The organism is Nocardioides sp. P4_G4 (assembly GCF_056401085.1).
The window spans coordinates 23329-38490 of record NZ_JBFUKA010000001.1; the positions used below are offsets into that span (position 1 = coordinate 23329).

The 15162-nt window shown below is 70.8% G+C and carries 17 protein-coding genes; 9 read left to right on the forward strand and 8 right to left on the reverse strand.

All coding sequences use genetic code 11. The features are described 5' to 3' along the window. The first annotated feature begins 2 nt into the window (after positions 1-2). Positions 3-926: a LysR family transcriptional regulator gene (locus AC1DQF_RS00105; protein ID WP_477523163.1), complete on the forward strand. Its 924-nt coding sequence runs from the start codon at positions 3-5 to the stop codon at positions 924-926. A 4-nt stretch (positions 927-930) separates the two neighbouring features. On the opposite strand, the gene AC1DQF_RS00110 is transcribed toward AC1DQF_RS00105, so the two are convergent. The 7 genes from AC1DQF_RS00110 to AC1DQF_RS00140 are packed head-to-tail and all read right to left on the reverse strand — an operon-like array spanning position 931 to position 7846. Then, positions 931-1875, reverse strand: coding sequence for a TIGR03621 family F420-dependent LLM class oxidoreductase (locus AC1DQF_RS00110; RefSeq protein WP_477523164.1), 945 nt, complete (start codon positions 1873-1875; stop codon positions 931-933). After that, entirely contained in the window at positions 1872-2414 is a 543-nt protein-coding gene (locus tag AC1DQF_RS00115; protein ID WP_477523165.1) for a VOC family protein, read from the reverse strand. The genes AC1DQF_RS00110 and AC1DQF_RS00115 overlap by 4 nt, the downstream gene beginning before the upstream one ends. Beyond that, positions 2411-3772, reverse strand: coding sequence for an FAD-binding oxidoreductase (locus AC1DQF_RS00120; RefSeq protein ID WP_477523166.1), 1362 nt, complete (start codon positions 3770-3772; stop codon positions 2411-2413). Before AC1DQF_RS00120 ends, AC1DQF_RS00115 begins: the two co-directional genes overlap by 4 nt. Then, positions 3772-4905, reverse strand: coding sequence for an FAD-dependent monooxygenase (locus tag AC1DQF_RS00125; protein WP_477523167.1), 1134 nt, complete (start codon positions 4903-4905; stop codon positions 3772-3774). The genes AC1DQF_RS00120 and AC1DQF_RS00125 overlap by 1 nt, the downstream gene beginning before the upstream one ends. Before the next feature lie 37 nt (positions 4906-4942). Next, positions 4943-5740 (reverse strand): ATP-binding cassette domain-containing protein, encoded by a 798-nt coding sequence (locus AC1DQF_RS00130; protein ID WP_477523168.1) that lies wholly within the window; start codon positions 5738-5740, stop codon positions 4943-4945. A 4-nt stretch (positions 5741-5744) separates the two neighbouring features. Next, complete coding sequence (locus AC1DQF_RS00135; protein ID WP_477523169.1) at positions 5745-6842, reverse strand: ABC transporter permease; 1098 nt, start codon at positions 6840-6842, stop codon at positions 5745-5747. 5 nt (positions 6843-6847) lie between these two features. Beyond that, positions 6848-7846, reverse strand: coding sequence for a sugar ABC transporter substrate-binding protein (locus tag AC1DQF_RS00140; RefSeq protein WP_477523170.1), 999 nt, complete (start codon positions 7844-7846; stop codon positions 6848-6850). 156 nt (positions 7847-8002) lie between these two features. Here AC1DQF_RS00140 and AC1DQF_RS00145 point away from each other — a divergent pair, with 156 nt between their 5' ends. From AC1DQF_RS00145 to AC1DQF_RS00180, 8 genes are read left to right on the forward strand one after another with little or no spacing between them, the layout of a single operon-like run. Then, the gene (locus AC1DQF_RS00145; protein WP_477523171.1) at positions 8003-8296 is read left to right on the forward strand and encodes a putative quinol monooxygenase; all 294 of its coding nucleotides are present in this window, start codon (positions 8003-8005) and stop codon (positions 8294-8296) included. A gap of 8 nt (positions 8297-8304) precedes the next feature. Next, positions 8305-9315 (forward strand): fumarylacetoacetate hydrolase family protein, encoded by a 1011-nt coding sequence (locus tag AC1DQF_RS00150; RefSeq protein WP_477523172.1) that lies wholly within the window; start codon positions 8305-8307, stop codon positions 9313-9315. Next, complete coding sequence (locus AC1DQF_RS00155) at positions 9315-10709, forward strand: NAD-dependent succinate-semialdehyde dehydrogenase (RefSeq protein ID WP_477523173.1); 1395 nt, start codon at positions 9315-9317, stop codon at positions 10707-10709. The genes AC1DQF_RS00150 and AC1DQF_RS00155 overlap by 1 nt, the downstream gene beginning before the upstream one ends. Beyond that, entirely contained in the window at positions 10706-11125 is a 420-nt protein-coding gene (locus AC1DQF_RS00160; protein ID WP_477523174.1) for a VOC family protein, read from the forward strand. Before AC1DQF_RS00155 ends, AC1DQF_RS00160 begins: the two co-directional genes overlap by 4 nt. A gap of 1 nt (position 11126) precedes the next feature. After that, entirely contained in the window at positions 11127-11924 is a 798-nt protein-coding gene (locus AC1DQF_RS00165; protein ID WP_477523175.1) for an SDR family NAD(P)-dependent oxidoreductase, read from the forward strand. Between the two features lie 33 nt (positions 11925-11957). Then, on the forward strand, positions 11958-12905 hold the full coding sequence (locus AC1DQF_RS00170; protein WP_477523176.1) for a VOC family protein: 948 nt from the start codon (positions 11958-11960) through the stop codon (positions 12903-12905). Between the two features lies 1 nt (position 12906). After that, a complete protein-coding gene (locus AC1DQF_RS00175) occupies positions 12907-13683 on the forward strand; it encodes an SDR family NAD(P)-dependent oxidoreductase (protein WP_477523177.1) in 777 nt (258 codons plus the stop codon). Next, on the forward strand, positions 13680-14552 hold the full coding sequence (locus tag AC1DQF_RS00180) for a fumarylacetoacetate hydrolase family protein (protein WP_477523178.1): 873 nt from the start codon (positions 13680-13682) through the stop codon (positions 14550-14552). The genes AC1DQF_RS00175 and AC1DQF_RS00180 overlap by 4 nt, the downstream gene beginning before the upstream one ends. Positions 14553-14565: 13 nt before the next feature. Here the strand turns inward: AC1DQF_RS00180 and AC1DQF_RS00185 are convergent, their stop codons facing one another. Then, complete coding sequence (locus tag AC1DQF_RS00185) at positions 14566-15006, reverse strand: DUF3237 family protein (RefSeq protein WP_477523179.1); 441 nt, start codon at positions 15004-15006, stop codon at positions 14566-14568. Positions 15007-15162: the final 156 nt, after the last annotated feature.

Consider the following 15162-nt stretch of genomic DNA (forward strand, 5'->3'; position numbering starts at 1 on the left):
TCGTGACCCTGGGAGGAACTGACCTCAACCTCCTCCTCTCGCTCAAGGTCCTGCTGGAGGAGGGCAACGTCACCCGCGCCGGGCAGCGCCTCGAGCTGAGCCAGCCGGCGATGAGCGCGGCACTCGCACGGCTGCGCCGCCGTTTCGACGACGAGCTGCTGGTGCGCTCGGGGCGTGACTACGTGCTCACGCCGTTCGCACGGGAGCTGCTGCCCGAGGTTCAGCACTCCGTGCGCCTGCTGAGCCGCGCCCTGCACCTCGAGGACGACTTCGACCCGCGCGAGAGCATCCGGACCTTCCGGCTGTCGATGAGCGACTACGCGATCTCCGTCGTCCACGAACCCCTGCTCCGGCTCATCGCGTCGACCGCCCCGGGCGTGCGGCTCACGATCGACGGGTTGGGTCCGGACATCCGCAGCTCCGACAAGGTGCTGGTCGACTTCGACGCGCTGATCGCCCCGCTCGGCTTCGGCTTCCCCGGTGAGTCGCGACCGCTGTGGCGCGACCGGATGGTGCTGATCGCTGACGCCGACCACCCGCGGATCGAGGACGGCCGGTTCAGCGCCGAGGCGCTGGCCGAGGTGCCGCACGCGGTCGCGGGGTTCGGCCCCGGCATCCTCACGCCGGCCGATCGAGCGTTCGGTGAGCTCGGCATCTCCCGCCACGTGGCACTCCAGGTGCACGGCTTCCTGCCGCTTCCCTTCGTCGTCGCCGGCACCGACATGGTCGCGGTGGTCCCGGAGAAGCTCGCGCGCATGCACATGCGCGACGGAGGTCCGCTCGTGGCGGTCGAGCCACCGTTCGGGGAGGTCGTGCTGGCCGAGGGCTACTGGTTCGGGCGTGACCGGCTCTCCGACCCCGCCCACCGTTGGCTGTTCGCGCGTTTCGACGAGCTGGCCGGCGAGCTGGCGCGGGACAGCGCCTGATCGCTCAGGTGAGCCGTGCCAGCACCGGCGCCATCGCGTCCGCGGCGGCGGCCGGTACGACGACGTAGCTGATGCCGTGGCGCTCGCGCCACTCCTGGAGCCTGTCGACGATCGCGGTGGTCGACCCGGCGAGGGTGGTCGCCGCTGCGGCGAGCGCCTCCATCCCCATGCGCGTGGCGAGTCGCTGCGCGAAGGGGTCGCGGGCGACCGCTTGCTCCAACGCGGCCGTCGGTGCGCCCGGCCCGCCGGCCACGACCGGCACCGACATGGCCAGCTCGATCTCGGCCATCCGGTCACCCGCAGCGGCCGCGACCCAGCCGACCTTCTCGGCGAGGACCTCCTCGGCCGGTCCGTCGTCCTTGATGACGTTGAGGTTGACGATGTCGGCCTGGGTGGCGGCGATCGAGAGCACCCGAGGACGGCCACCGCCGACCATGAGCCGGAGCCGACCCTCGGTCGGCAGCGGCGAGACCGGCATGTCGGTGACGGTGAAGTGCGTGCCCTCGTACGAGAACGTGTCCGGACCCGCGGTGGTGAGCCCGCGGACGACGGAGGTGTACTCCGCCAACCGGTCGACGCGGACGCCGGCGGGGTCGAAGGCGATGCCGGACCACGCGTACTCGTGCTCGACGTGTCCCGCGCCGATGCCCAGCTCGATCCGTCCGCCGCTGAGCCGGTCGAGGGTCGTCACCTCCCGCGCCAGCACCGCCGGGTGCCGGAGATCCTGGTTGGCCACCATCACGGACGCGTGCAGGGTGGTGGTCCGGGACAGCGCGTCTGCGAATGCCGGCAACCAGGACAGACGGGTGACGTGAGCCCCCGACAGGTCGAGGTGGTCGGTCAGCACGATGGTCGAGTAGCCCTCGTCCTCCGCGCGTGCGACGTCGTGCCGCCAGCCCTCGGTGTCAGCGGCACCTGAGAGCATGCCGAACCGGAACGGTCGCGTCACGGCTGGCCCTCGGGCGGGCGCATCGGCAGGATGGGGTCGGTCACGCCGTCCCAGCCCTCCGCCAGGGCGGCGAGACGGGCGTACATGCCGTCGATGGCGACGTTGGACTCGTGCACCTCGATCGGGTGCGGGAACAGGGGACCGCCGGTGTGCCACGAGACGTGGATCGGCCCGGTGCGCGCGGTGTTGATGGGCTCGCAGCCGAGTGCGGCGAGCCGCTCCGCCTCGGCGGCGAGGTCGTCGACGATCCACGAGACGTGGCTGACCGCACCCGGTACGACGCCGTACGCACGGGCCAGCCCGTCGTCGATGTCGTGCACCTCGGCGAGCTCCAGCACCAGCGGTCCCCACGCCGCAAAGGCCGCGCTGTGGTCGAAGACCACCGGGGTGCCGTCGGCGACGCCGTCGGCGCACGTGAACTCGTCGAAGGTGATGTGCTCGTGGCGGAGGAACGGCCCGATGCCGAGGTCCCGGACGGCTCGGTCGACGGCCGCCTCGAGGTCGTCGACGTAGTAGCCGATGTGGTGCAGTGCCGTCATCTCCGGCTTGTCTCCTTCTCCCAGTGGTTGCGGTTCGTGGGGCCGTCCTCGCCCGCCAGGTGACCGACGAAGATGCGGTGCGGGTCCCGCGCGGCGCGGATCTCCTGCAGCCGGGCCCAGTGCTCGTCCGACATGAACCTCACCTGGCGGTGCGACAGGTCGGAGTCGCCGAGGTACTGACCGACCGTCACCGGCTCGAGGTCGGCCATCGCACCGTCGAGCCAGTCGCGGCAACGCTCGTCGTCCGCCTCGTCGTCCCAGCAGGTGTAGGCGGCGAGGTAGATCTCGGACTGCATCGAGAACGCCATGTCGGGCAGGTCCCGCAGCGGGGCCATCGAGAACCAGATGGTGAAGGCCTTGGGGTGGGGGAGCGTCGTGAACGCGCGACGCATCGCAGGCACGACGTCGCCCGCCGCACCGGACAGCCAGGCGTTGTCGACCGCCCAGCGGTGGCCCTCCGGGTTGTCCTCCAGCTGCCGCGCACGCTGCTCGGCGATCGTGGTGGGGACGGCGTCGAGCGCCATGAGTGCTCGCGGCAGGACCGGGTTGGCACGGAACGGAGCCAGCGCCCTCCGGGCGTCCTCTTCGGAGTCGACCAGGGCCAGTGCGGTCACCAGGAGCACCGGGGTCGGCGAGATGGCGAGGTCGGTCTTGGTCAGCGCCACGATCTCGACGGTGTCCTCGACCGTGTGGTGGGTGTCGTGCAGCCACGTCATCACCTCGTCGAAGTCGGTGAGGTCGAACGCCTGCACCGTCAGCCCGAGGTGCTGGGGGCGCGGCAGGGTGCGGAGGTGGAAGCGGGTGACCACGCCGAAGAAGCCCGGACCGGCACCACGCGCGGCCCAGAACAGGTCGGCGTTCTCGACCTCCGAGGCCCGGACGAGCTCGCCGTCGGCGGTCACCACGTCGATGGCGACGACGTACTCCGCCGCCCAGCCCCAGCCGCGGGCGTTCCACCCCTGGCCGCCCTGCAGCAGGAAGCCACCGATCCCGACGCTCGGGCAGTGCCCGCCGGGGAAGAACCGGCCGCGCTCCTCGAGGAACGGACCGAGCTCCAGGCCGCCCTGGACGGACGGGGTCGCGGAGACGACCTGGCTCTCGTCGTCGTACGACAGCTCCCGGAAGTCGCCCAGGTCGATGACCAGGGCATCGGTGCGGACCGACCACTGCGCCCAGCTGTGGCCGCCGGAGCGGACCGCGACCTGCCGGCCGTGCGCCTTCGCGTGCCGCACGGCCTCGACGACCCCGGCCTCGGTGGTCGGTCGCACGACCGCCGCCGGCTGCCGGTCGGTGAGCCGACGGTTGAAGATGCGGTCGACCCGTGCCTTCTCGAAGCCGTCCGCTCCGAGCTCGATCATCAGGCCGGCGCCACGAGCGCGCCGAGCGTCTGGCCCATGATCCGGCCGGGGTCGGCGCCGGGGGTCTCGGGGTGCATCTCCCACTCGGCGAGGGTGAGGCTGTTGTCGAGCACCATCTTCACCCGCGGGAAACGGCGGGCCATGAAGGCCGGGAGCACGTCGTCGACGGCGTCGCCCGAGGTGAGCATCTCGGCCAGTACGACGGCGTCCTCGGCGCACATCGCGGCGCCCTGGGCGATGAGGGGCGGGCAGGCGTGTGCGGCGTCCCCGATGATGATCGTGCGACCGCGATGCCACGGGGCGTCGACGCAGATGGCCTCGATCCAGGCGTAGTTGACGATCGCGTCGTCGGCGAGGCTGTCGCGGACCTGGCCCCAGATGCCTCCGTAGCCCTGACCGCGCTCCTTGAGCAGGGCGCCGTGGGGTCCCTCGCCGATGAAGGAGCGGTCGAGGTTCTCCTCCAGGAGGAAGGCGTAGCAGAGGTCGTCCGAGATGGGGGTGTAACCGGCCTTGTACTTCGGGCCGCCCATGTAGAGCTCGGAGCAGTCCATCTCGGGCGGACGCTTGGCGACGGTGCGCCAGATGCCCATGCCCACCGGGTGCGGCTTCGTGTCGATGCCGATCATCTCGCGCACCGTGGACCGGATGCCGTCGGCGCCGACGAGCAGGTCCGCCGTCTCGACGGTGCCGTCCGCGAGGGTCACGGAGACCGAGTCGCCGTGGTCCTCGATGGCCGTGAGCGTCGTTCCGAGGCGTACGTCGACCTCGGCCTCGGCCAGCATCTCCTCGAGCAGGTCGGCGATGTCGCCGCGGACGGCGCCCATGGTTCCGGGCAGGTTCGGTCCGCCCATCGGCGGCGTCGGCATCTCGGCGATCACGTGGCCGTCGGGCGACTTCATCCGCAGGTGGCTGAACGGGAACCCGCGCTCCTTGAGCCGGTCGTAGAGCCCGACGGAGTCGAACGCCTTCAGTGCATTGCCCTGGAGCGTGATGCCGTGACCCACGCCGCCGAGCTCGGTGCGCTGGTCGACGAGCACCACGTCCACGCCGCGCTGKCGCAGCCCGAGCGCGAGGACGCCGCCGGCGATTCCGCCGCCGATGATGACGACCTTGGTGACGGGTGACTCAGACATGGTTGCTCCTGGGAGTGGGTGGGGCGACGGACACGACTCAGCCCTCGGCCGGGACGGCGAACATGGAGGCGCGGGATCCGGTGATCCAGCCGACGACGTGGTCCCGCTCGCAGCCCGCGGCCGGGACGTCGGCGACCTTGCGGCCGCGGTTGAGGATGACGATGCGGTCGGCGACCTCGTAGCAGAGCGGCAGGTCGTGCGTGACGATCACGATCGCGATGCCCTGGTCGGCCATCCGCCGGATCAGGCTCTGCACGTTCCTGGTCTGCTCGTAGCCCAGGGCGGCGGTCGGCTCGTCGAGGAGCAGCACGCCTCCCTGCTCGCCGTTGACGCGGATCGCGCTGCGGGCGAGGGCGACCACCTGGCGCTGGCCGCCGGAGAGCATCTCGACCGGGCGGGTCATCGGAGCCGTGCGTACGCCGAGCCGGTCGAGCTCGGCCTCGGAGCTGCGCCGCATCGCCTTGCGGTCGACGAATCCCAGCCAGCCGAGCGGCCCCTTGCGGAGCGTCTCCTGGCCCATGTTGAGGTTGGTCGAGATGTCCTGCGGCTCGACGAGGGCGAGGTCCTGGTAGACCATCTGGATGCCGGCCGAGGACGCGTCGCTCGGTGCCTGGAAGGAGTGCTCCACACCGTGGACGCGGATGCTGCCGTGCGACGGCTTGTGCGCCCCGGACATCACCTTGAGCAGCGTGGACTTGCCGGCGCCGTTGTCGCCGAGCAGGGCGACGACCTCACCGGGCATCACATGGATGTCGATGCCGTCGAGGGCGCGGACGAAGCCGTAGTGCATCCCGATGTCGGAGAGCGCCAGCGCGGGGGTGTCGGTGGTGGTCATGGGGTCACCCCTGCTTCTCGTGGACGGACAGGTTGGCGGACATCAGCCGCTCGGAGACGCTGTTCTGCAGGACTCGCTCGAACATCAACGAGAAGATCAGCAGCGCGCCGGTCGCGACGGTGGCCCAGTAGGGCTGGATGCCGCGGATGGTGAGGCCGTTGGCGATGGTCGCGAGGACCAGGGCGCCGACGAGCACCCGTGGCAGGCTGCCGCGACCACCGGTGAGGCTGACGCCCGCGAGGGCGACGGCCGTCAGCGCGGTGAAGATGATCGCCGGACTCGCCGCGGGGTTGGCCTCGGTCACGTTGGCGGTGTTGACGAGGCCACCGACTGCGGCGAGGAACCCCGAGATGACGAACCCGAGCACCGTGTAGCGCGTGCTGGGGATCCCGGCACGACGTACGGCTTCCGCGTTCGCGCCGACGGCCATCAGCCGCAGGCCGTCTCGCGTCCGGGTCAGGAAGATCGTGCCGACGACGAAGACGACTGCCACGATGAAGACCGGTGCCGGGATGCCGGGAAAGGTCTCGCCGCTCTCGCCGATCCGCAGGTAGCGGTGGGTGCCCATGAACTCGAGCTGGGTGAGGCCGGGGAACGTGTAGCCCCCCGCCACGACCGCCGCCAGACCGGTCAGCACCGAGAGCGTGCCGATCGTGACGATGATCGGGTTGAAGCCACGGAGCGTGATGAGGCCGTTGACCAGGCCGACCACGACGCCGCAGGCCAGACCCGCCAGCAGGGCGAGCCAGGTGGAGTAGCCGTTGGTCAGCAGCCAGCCGCAGACGCACGACGCGATCGCCGCCGTGCCCGGCAGCGACAGGTCGAGGACGCCGGTCATGATGCCGACGCCGACGCCTGCTGCGAACAGCGCCGTCAGGGCACCGGCGTTCGCGATCAGCAGGGCGTTGTCGACCGTGAAGAAGTAGGGCGAGCACCAGAAGGCGAAGACGGCGATGAGCAGGCCCCACAACATGAAGATGCCGCGGTCGCGCAGGAAGACGAGCACCGAGACCGTGCGCGGGACGTCGTGCCCGGTGGGGACCGGGGCAGGGGCGTCGGCCCCCGCCTCGGTCGCCGCAGGCTTCACTTCGGAGCTGGACACGAGGGTCACCCGTCTGCCTTCACGACTTCCTGGGGAACAGTCAGCTGCACGCCGGCGGCCTCGGGGTCGTCGATCATCGCGGTCAGCGCGTCGAACGACTGGGCCATGTCATCGGCGAACTGCAGGGCGACCACGGCGTAGATGTCACCGGACTCGACCGCCGCGAGGGTCTCCTCGTTGCCGCCGCCCTCGGTGATGCAAGGGACGTCCTTGCCGGCGGCCTTGAAGGCACCGACGGTGCCGAGTGCGCCCTCGTCGTTCTGGCCGAAGACGGCGTTGAGGTCGGGGTTGCCCTGGAGTGCGCTGCCCACGTCGGTCTGGGCGGCGCCCCGATCGCTCACGGTGAAGGTGGAGACGATCTCGGCGTCCGGGGCGGTCTCGGCGAGAGCCTTCTTGACGGCGGTCTCGAACGGCTCCTTGCCGGCCGTGCCGGGCGCGGACTCACCGAACAGCACGGTGCCCGCGCCGTCGTAGCGCTCGTTGATGCAGTTGCCGAGCTCCTCGCCCGCTGCCTGGCCCTCGGCCTCGTAGTCGATGGTCGAGAACGAGACGCCCGGCTCCAGGCCGTCCAGGCCGTAGTCCTCGGGCGTGCCGTTGAGGATGATCGGGACGTCCTTGTCGAGCGCGGTCTGCACCAGGGCCGACATGGCCGGCGGGGCGATGGCGATCGACCACACGCCGGCGGCCTTGCCCGACTCGATGACCGTCTGCAGGTCGGTGACCTGCTTCTGGGCGTCCAGCTTCGGGTCCTGGACGGTGACGTCGTAGCCCTTGCTCTGGCCGTAGCCCTGGACGCCCTCGGAGAGCTGCTTCATCGCGGGGATCTGCAGGCCCAGTGGCGAGAACACGATCGTCTTGTTGGCGTCGTCCGAGCCGCCGTCCGTGCTGGTGTCCGTGGCGCCGTTGGCAGGCTCCGGGTCGCTGCCGCAGGCGGCGAGCGAGAAGAGCGTGCCGACCGCGACGGCCGCGACGGCCGCTCGACGGAGGTTCTGGCGGTGCTGCATGGCATCTCCTGGGGGTACGCGGCAGCGGCTCGCTGCCTGTGTCGTGGGTCATAGCGAACCTGTGACTGCGATCACGCGGAACCCGGTTCACGCCGATGGCAGGTATCGGCGCCAATGCTTTCCGCCGGCCGTGCCGGTCGCCACAGACTTGGCGACATGCCCTATGTAGTCAGTGCCACGTGGACCGCCCAGCCCGGCTCGGAGGATGTCGTCCTCGACGCCATCGAGAAGCTCACCCCGCCTTCGCGGGAGGAGCCGGGGAACCGCTTCTACCAGGCCTTCCAGGACCCGTCCGACACCTCCGTGTTCCGTCTCTTCGAGATCTACGACGACGAGGACGCCTATGCCGCGCACGGCGCCTCCGACCACTTCAAGCAGTACGCGCTGGAGCAGGCCATCCCCGTGCTGGCCAACCGCGAGCGTGCCTTCTACGAGACGATCGGCGGCTGAGGGCTCCGATGAAGCTCGCCGCCTTCCGGCTGATCGACGACGCAGCCGACGTGCGTCGCGTCGGCCTCGTCGTGGGGGAGGGGCGCACCTGGTGGGTGCACCCCTTCGAGGACGGGACCGATCTCGTGGAGCTCCTTGCCGCGGAGCCGGAGGCGCGCGAGCTGGCCGCTGACGTGGCCGCCCAGTCCGACGGCCACCAGCCGGACGAGGTCGTGCTGCTCCCGCCGGTCTACCCGCCGGCGATGCGGGACTTCCTCACCTTCGAGGCTCATGTGGACGGGATGGAGCGCGGCCACGGGAACCCCGGCGTCCCGGACGACTGGTACACCGCCCCGGTGTTCCTGTTCATGGCGCCGCACGCCGTGACGGGGGCCTTCGACGATGTCGCGATGCCGCCGGACACCGAGCGGCTGGACTTCGAGCTCGRGATCGCCGCGGTGGTCTGCCGCGACGTCCGCAACGCCACTGCCGAGGAGGCGCGCTCGGCCATCGGCGGCTACTGCGTGATGAACGACTGGTCGGCCCGCGACGTCCAAGGACGCGAGATGAGGCTGAAGCTCGGCCCGTCGAAGGGCAAGGACTTCGCCACCACGATCGGCCCATGGGTCGTGACCGCCGACGAGCTCGACGGCTTCCGCGACGAGGAGGGCTTCCTCGACCTGGGCATGGCGGTCTCCGTCAACGGCGAGCGGGTCGGCGCCGACCGGTCCGGACACATGAGCTGGTCCTTCGAGCAGCTGGTCTCGCACGCGTCCCGGGGTTCGTGGGTCAAGGCCGGTGAGGTGCTCGCCTCCGGCACCTGCGCGTCGGGGTCCCTGGCCGAGTCCTGGGGCCGTACGGGCCGCCTCACCCCGCCGCCACTCGAGGTCGGGGACGTGGTCGAGATGACCATCGAGAACATCGGCACGATCCGCAACACCGTCGTGGAGGACCCGGAGGACGTGCCCGCCGCGCCCGCCGCGCGACGCCGTGAGGCCCCGGCCGGCCTCGGCGTGCTCGCCCTCGCGGAGGGGCTCTGATGTCGCCGACCATCACCACGCGCGACCCGTCCTCGGGCGCGGAGCTGGCGACGTACGACTCCCACGACGAGGCCGGGGTCGACGCCGCACTCGCGGCGGCCCACGCAGCGTACGAGGCGTGGTCACAGGTCCCCCTCGAGGAGCGTTGCGAATTGCTGCGCTCGGTCGGCACGCTGCTCGTCGAGCGGCGTGAGGAGTACGCCGCCCTCATCACCGCGGAGATGGGCAAGCCGCTCGCCGAGGCCCGGGCCGAGGTCGACAAGTGCGCGTGGAACTGCGCCGTCGTCGCCGACTCCGCGCCCGGGTGGTTGGCCGACCACGAGGTCGCGTCCGCCGCTGCCCGATCGTGGCTGTCCTACGAGCCGATCGGTGTCGTGCTCGCGGTGATGCCGTGGAACTACCCCTTCTGGCAGGTGCTGCGCTTCGCGTGCGCCGCCCTGGTCGCCGGAGACGCGGGAGTGCTCAAGCACTCTCCCAACGTGACCGGCTGCGCGCTGGCCATCGAGAAGCTGTTCTCCGACGCCGGTGCACCCTCGGGCCTCTTCACGACCCTGGTCCTCGCCGATGAGCAGCTCGGTGAGATGACGCCGCGGATCGTGGGAGACCCTCGCGTCGCTGCGGTGACGCTGACCGGGTCCGAGCGCGCTGGTGAGGCGATCGGCTCCGCCGCGGGACGTTTCCTGAAGAAATCCGTCCTCGAGCTGGGCGGATCCGATCCCTTCGTCGTCCTCGACGACGCCGACCTGGCCAGCGCCGCCAAGGTCGCCGCGAAGTCCCGCTACGGCAACGGCGGGCAGAGCTGCATCGCCGCGAAGCGCTTCATCGTCGCTGAGCCGGTTGCCGACGAGTTCGTCCGGCTCTTCGTCGAGCAGGTGGCTGGGCTCGTGGTCGGCGCACCGACCGACCCCACGACGACCATCGGCCCGATGGCCCGCGACGACCTGCGGGCGGGCCTGGCACGCCAGGTCGCCGACTCCGTCGCCGAGGGTGCAGAGCTGGTCTGCGGCGGCTCGCCGATCGATGCACCGGGCTTCTACTTCGAGCCCACGGTGCTCGACCACGTCCTGCCGGGCACCACCTCGTTCGTCGAGGAGACGTTCGGGCCGGTCGCCGCGATCGTGCGCGCCCGCGACGACGACCACGCCGTCGAGCTCGCCAACGACACGACCTACGGCCTCGGTGCGTCCGTCTGGTCGCAGTCCGACCGAGGGCTGGCCGTGGGTCGCCGGATCCGCTCCGGGGCCCTGTTCGTCAACGCCATGGTCGCCTCCGACCCACGCCTGCCGTTCGGTGGCATCGGCCGCTCCGGCTACGGCCGCGAGCTGTCGGCCGAGGGCACTCGCGAGTTCACCAACGTCCGGACCGTCTACGTCAACGAGCCGGTCGCCGGATGAGCACCTTCGACCACGTGGGGCTCACGGTCGCCGACCTCGAGGCCATGAAGCGCTGGTACTGCGATGCACTCGACCTGGAGGTGGAGTTCGAGTTCGCCCTCGGACATGTCGAGCTCGACGGCGCGATGCTCGTCTCTCCGTCCGGCTACCGGATCGAGCTGCTGTCCCGCTCGGGGTCGGTCGCCGGCCTGCAGGCCGCCAACCCGGTGGAGGCCGCGCTGACGCGTGGCTTCGGGCACGTCGCGTTCGACGTGCCGGTCGTGGACGAGGCGTACGACGCCCTGGTGGYGGTCGGTGCGACGGACCGGATGTCACCACGCCCCTCTCCCGAACCGGGTGTGCGCATGGCCTACGTCGCCGATCCCGAGGGCAACCTCATCGAGCTCCTCGACCGGACGGCGGCCCTCGGTGGTTGAGGTGCGAGCGCAGCGAGCCTCGAGGCCGGCGGGCCGGCTCGCGGGCAAGGTCGCCCTGATCACCGGCGTGGGTGGCGGCATGGGGGTCACCGCCGCGTCGATGTTCTGCGCCGAGGGCGCCCGCGTCGTGGGCTGCGACCTGTCGGTCGAGGGGGCTGCTTCGACCGAGGCCGCGGTGCGGGCGGGGGGCGGTGAGATCACCTGCATGGGCGGCGTGGACCTCGGTGACGCCCCGGCCGCGGCCGCCTGGGTGGACGTCGCCGCGTCGACGTACGACGGCTTCGACGTGCTCTACAACAACGCCTCGGCGCAGCGGTTCGGCGCGATCGACGAGCTGAGCATCGAGGAGTGGGACTTCACGATGCGCAACGAGCTGAGCCTCGTCTACTACACGGTCCGTGCTGCCTGGTCGCACCTCAAGGCGCGCGGAGGCGGGTCGATCGTCAACGTCGGCTCCATCGCCGCGATGAGGGGCGTGGAGTTCATGCCTCAGAACGCCCACTCCACCGCCAAGGGAGGCGTCATGTCACTCACCCTCCAGCTGGTCGTCGAGGGCGGGCCGCACGGCATCCGGGCCAACTGCATCAGTCCCGGCATGACCGAGACGCCCAACACCGCGCCACTGCTGGCCGACCCTCCCGAGCGCATGCAGAAGGTCGTCCTCGACCGGATCCCGCTCGGCCGGCACGGCCAGGCGTCCGACGTCGTGAACGCGGCGATCTACCTGGCCTCCGACGAGTCGTCGTGGGTCTCCGGCACCAACATCGTCGTCGATGGCGGCGCCTCCACCTTGGGCTGAGCGTCCTCGGACAAATCGAACGGAAAAGGAACCATGAGCCACCTCAACGAGCACGGCATCACCCACCTGCGCCACGTCGACCTCGCGGTCACCGACTACGAGACCCAGCGCGCGTTCTACCGCGACACGTGGGGCCTCACCGAGCAGGGCACCGACAGCGGGCTGTCCTACTTCGCGGCCGAGGGGTCGCCCGAGCAGTACGTCGTCCGGCTGCGCCAGGCCGAGGAGAAGCGACTCGACCTGATCTCCTTCGGCGCCACCGACACCGCTGCTGTGGACGCGCTCGCCGCCAAGCTCGGCATCGAGGGGATCCAGCTCGTCAGCGAGCCGGACACCCTCCAGTCCGCGGGCGGCGGCTACGGCTTCCGGTTCTTCGACATCGACGGCCGGACCATCGAGATCTCCACCGACGTCGAGACGCGCCAGCACCGGGCGATCGAGGAGGGCGAGGCGATCCCCGTGCGGATCTCGCACGCCGTGATGAACTCCAACGACCCCAACCGGACCAGGGACTTCTACGAGAACACCCTCGGCTTCAAGCTCTCGGACACGCTCTGGGGCGAGCACATGGGCGAGATGATGCACTTCATGCGGTGCAACGACTGGCACCACAGCCTCGCGATCGCCCGCGGCCCGCACACCTCGGTCCACCACGTCTCCTTCGAGATGCGCGGCCTGGACGAGTACATGCGCGGCACCGGCCGCGTCATGCGCGCGGGCATCAAGAAGATCTGGGGCCCGGGTCGTCACAACGCCGGCAACAACACGTTCTCCTACTTCCTCGACCCCAGCGGCAACACGATGGAGTACACGACCGAGCTCGAGAAGATCGAGACCGACCCGTGGCACCCCAGCGTCTACGACATCGCCGACCCGATGACCCAGGACCAGTGGGGCACCGCCGACCCGATGTCGGAGATCATCGCCCGCGACTCCTTCAACGACCCCGACAAGGGCGTCTTCGTCGCGCCCCCCGTCTGACATGGGTCGCTGCGACGGCAAGGTGGTCGTGGTCACCGGGGCCGCTCGTGGCCAAGGTGCAGAGGAGGCGCGCGCCCTGGCAGCCGAGGGCGCCACGGTGATCGCCACCGACGTGCTGGACTTCGAGTCGTTCGACGCCGAGGGCGCCGGCTGGGACGTCCCGGTGGTCGAGCGCCACCTCGACGTGACCGACCCGGACGGCTGGGCCGACCTGGCCACCTGGATCCGCGCCGAGCACGGCCGGGTGGACAGCCTCGTCAACAACGCCGGGGTCGCTGCCCGGGAGCGCCTCCCGCACGTCTCCCTCGACCAGTGGCACCGGACCTTCGACATCAACGTCACCGGCCCGATGCTGGGCATCCAGGCACTCGCGCCCCTGATGCCGCCGGGCTCGTCGATCGTCAACATCTGCTCGGTCGCGGCCGTCGCCGGACACGCGGCGGCGGCGTACACGTCGTCCAAGTGGGCCCTCCGCGGGCTCACGCGGGCGGCGTCGCTCGAGCTCGGAACGACGCAAGGCATCCGGGTCAACGCGGTCATGCCCGGCCTCGTCGACACCCCGTTGATGGAGTCGGCCCCGCCCGCCTTCTTCGACGCGGCGATCGCCGAGGTGCCGCTCGGCCGCGTGGGCGTGCCCGCCGACATCGCGCCGACGATCGTCTTCCTGGTCTCCGACGAGTCGTCCTACTACAACGGGGCCGAGCTGGTCATCGACGGCGGGCTCACGGCGCACGTCTCGCACAAGGGCATCGCCGACGCGACCAGGCAGCCGACGTGAGGATCGCGACCCTGCGCCAGGGCCCGGCGGTCGTCGACGACGGGGCGGCACACCTCCTGCCAGTGCCCGTCGGCGAGCTGGTCCGGATGGGTCTCGACCGGGCGCTCGAAGTGGGAGAGCGGGCGATGCGGGGGAGACCCGTCGCGTACGTCGACTCGGACCTGCTGCTGCCCTACAAGCCGCCCTCGGTCCGCGACTTCGTGACGTTCGAGTCGCACGTCGAGGGCGTCCGCCGCTCGATCGACCACGCCGCGGGTGTCCCTGAGGCGTGGTACGACGCGCCGCAGTTCTACTTCACGAACCCGCACGCGCTCTACGGGCCGGGCGAGGCGATCCCGCGCCCCGTCTCCTGCCGCGCACTGGACTTCGAGATGGAGGTCGCCTGCGTCGTCGGCGCCGACCTCCGGTCGGCGTCTGTCGAGGAGGCGGAGGCCGCGATCTTCGGCTACACGATCCTCAACGACTGGTCGGCCCGCGACATCCAGTCCCGCGAGATGCAGGTCGGCCTCGGGCCCGCGAAGGGCAAGGACTTCGYCACCACCTTCGGACCGTGGATCGTCACCTCCGACGAGCTCCCCTCGCTGGACCTCGACTGCAAGGCCTACGTCAACGACGAGCTCATCGGGCACGACAACCTGGCCCACATGAACTGGTCGTTCGCCGAGATGGTCGCCCACGCCTCCCGCGACTCGGTCGTCCTCGCCGGCGACCTGCTCGCGTCGGGGACCACCGGTGGCGGTGGCTGCCTGGCCGAGCTCTGGGGACGCAACGAGTCGCAGACGCCCCCTCCGCTCGAGCCGGGCGACGTCGTACGCCTCGAGGTGGAGGGTCTCGGCGTGCTGTCGGGAAGCGTGCGGGCGGAGGCCTGAGCACGTGCCCTCGTCACTCGGCGATCGGCTCCCACACGAGCTCGGCCACGTCGATCACGAGCTCCGGCCCCGCCGCGGGATCGTCCGACGTCCGGACCTCGCCCACGCAGACGCACTGGACGTCATTCAGTCGGCTGTAGGGGTGGGTGTCGCTGGCGTGCCGCACGGACCCGACGACCTGCCGGCGACCTTCGGGGTGGGCCCGCCCGTAGCCGGTGACGTCGACCATCACGGTCGCGCCGTCGTCGGTCTCGATGACGGCGCGGAAGTCAGGGCAGAACGGTCCGTCCGTCGTCCTGCGGTAGGGGAAGTTGGCGCCCCGGAACCGGCCGGCGACCGTCCCCTCGCTGCGACCCTCGGCGAGGTAGAGGTGCCGCTCCCAGCCGCCCTCCAGCGAGACCGACCAGCTCTCGGGGTAGGTGAACCGGATCCGGTAGAGCGGCTCGAGCCTCATGTGACAGGTCTAGCGCGCCGCTCGGTCCTGGTCCAGATGCGTCGCCGGCGCGGTCCGGGTGCGCAGCGGCGGGGTTTCAGCGCCAACCTCCGACGCTGCTCGTCGCCTGATGGGAGCCATTCTCGCTGCGCCCCTGACCTCCGCCTTCCTCAACGT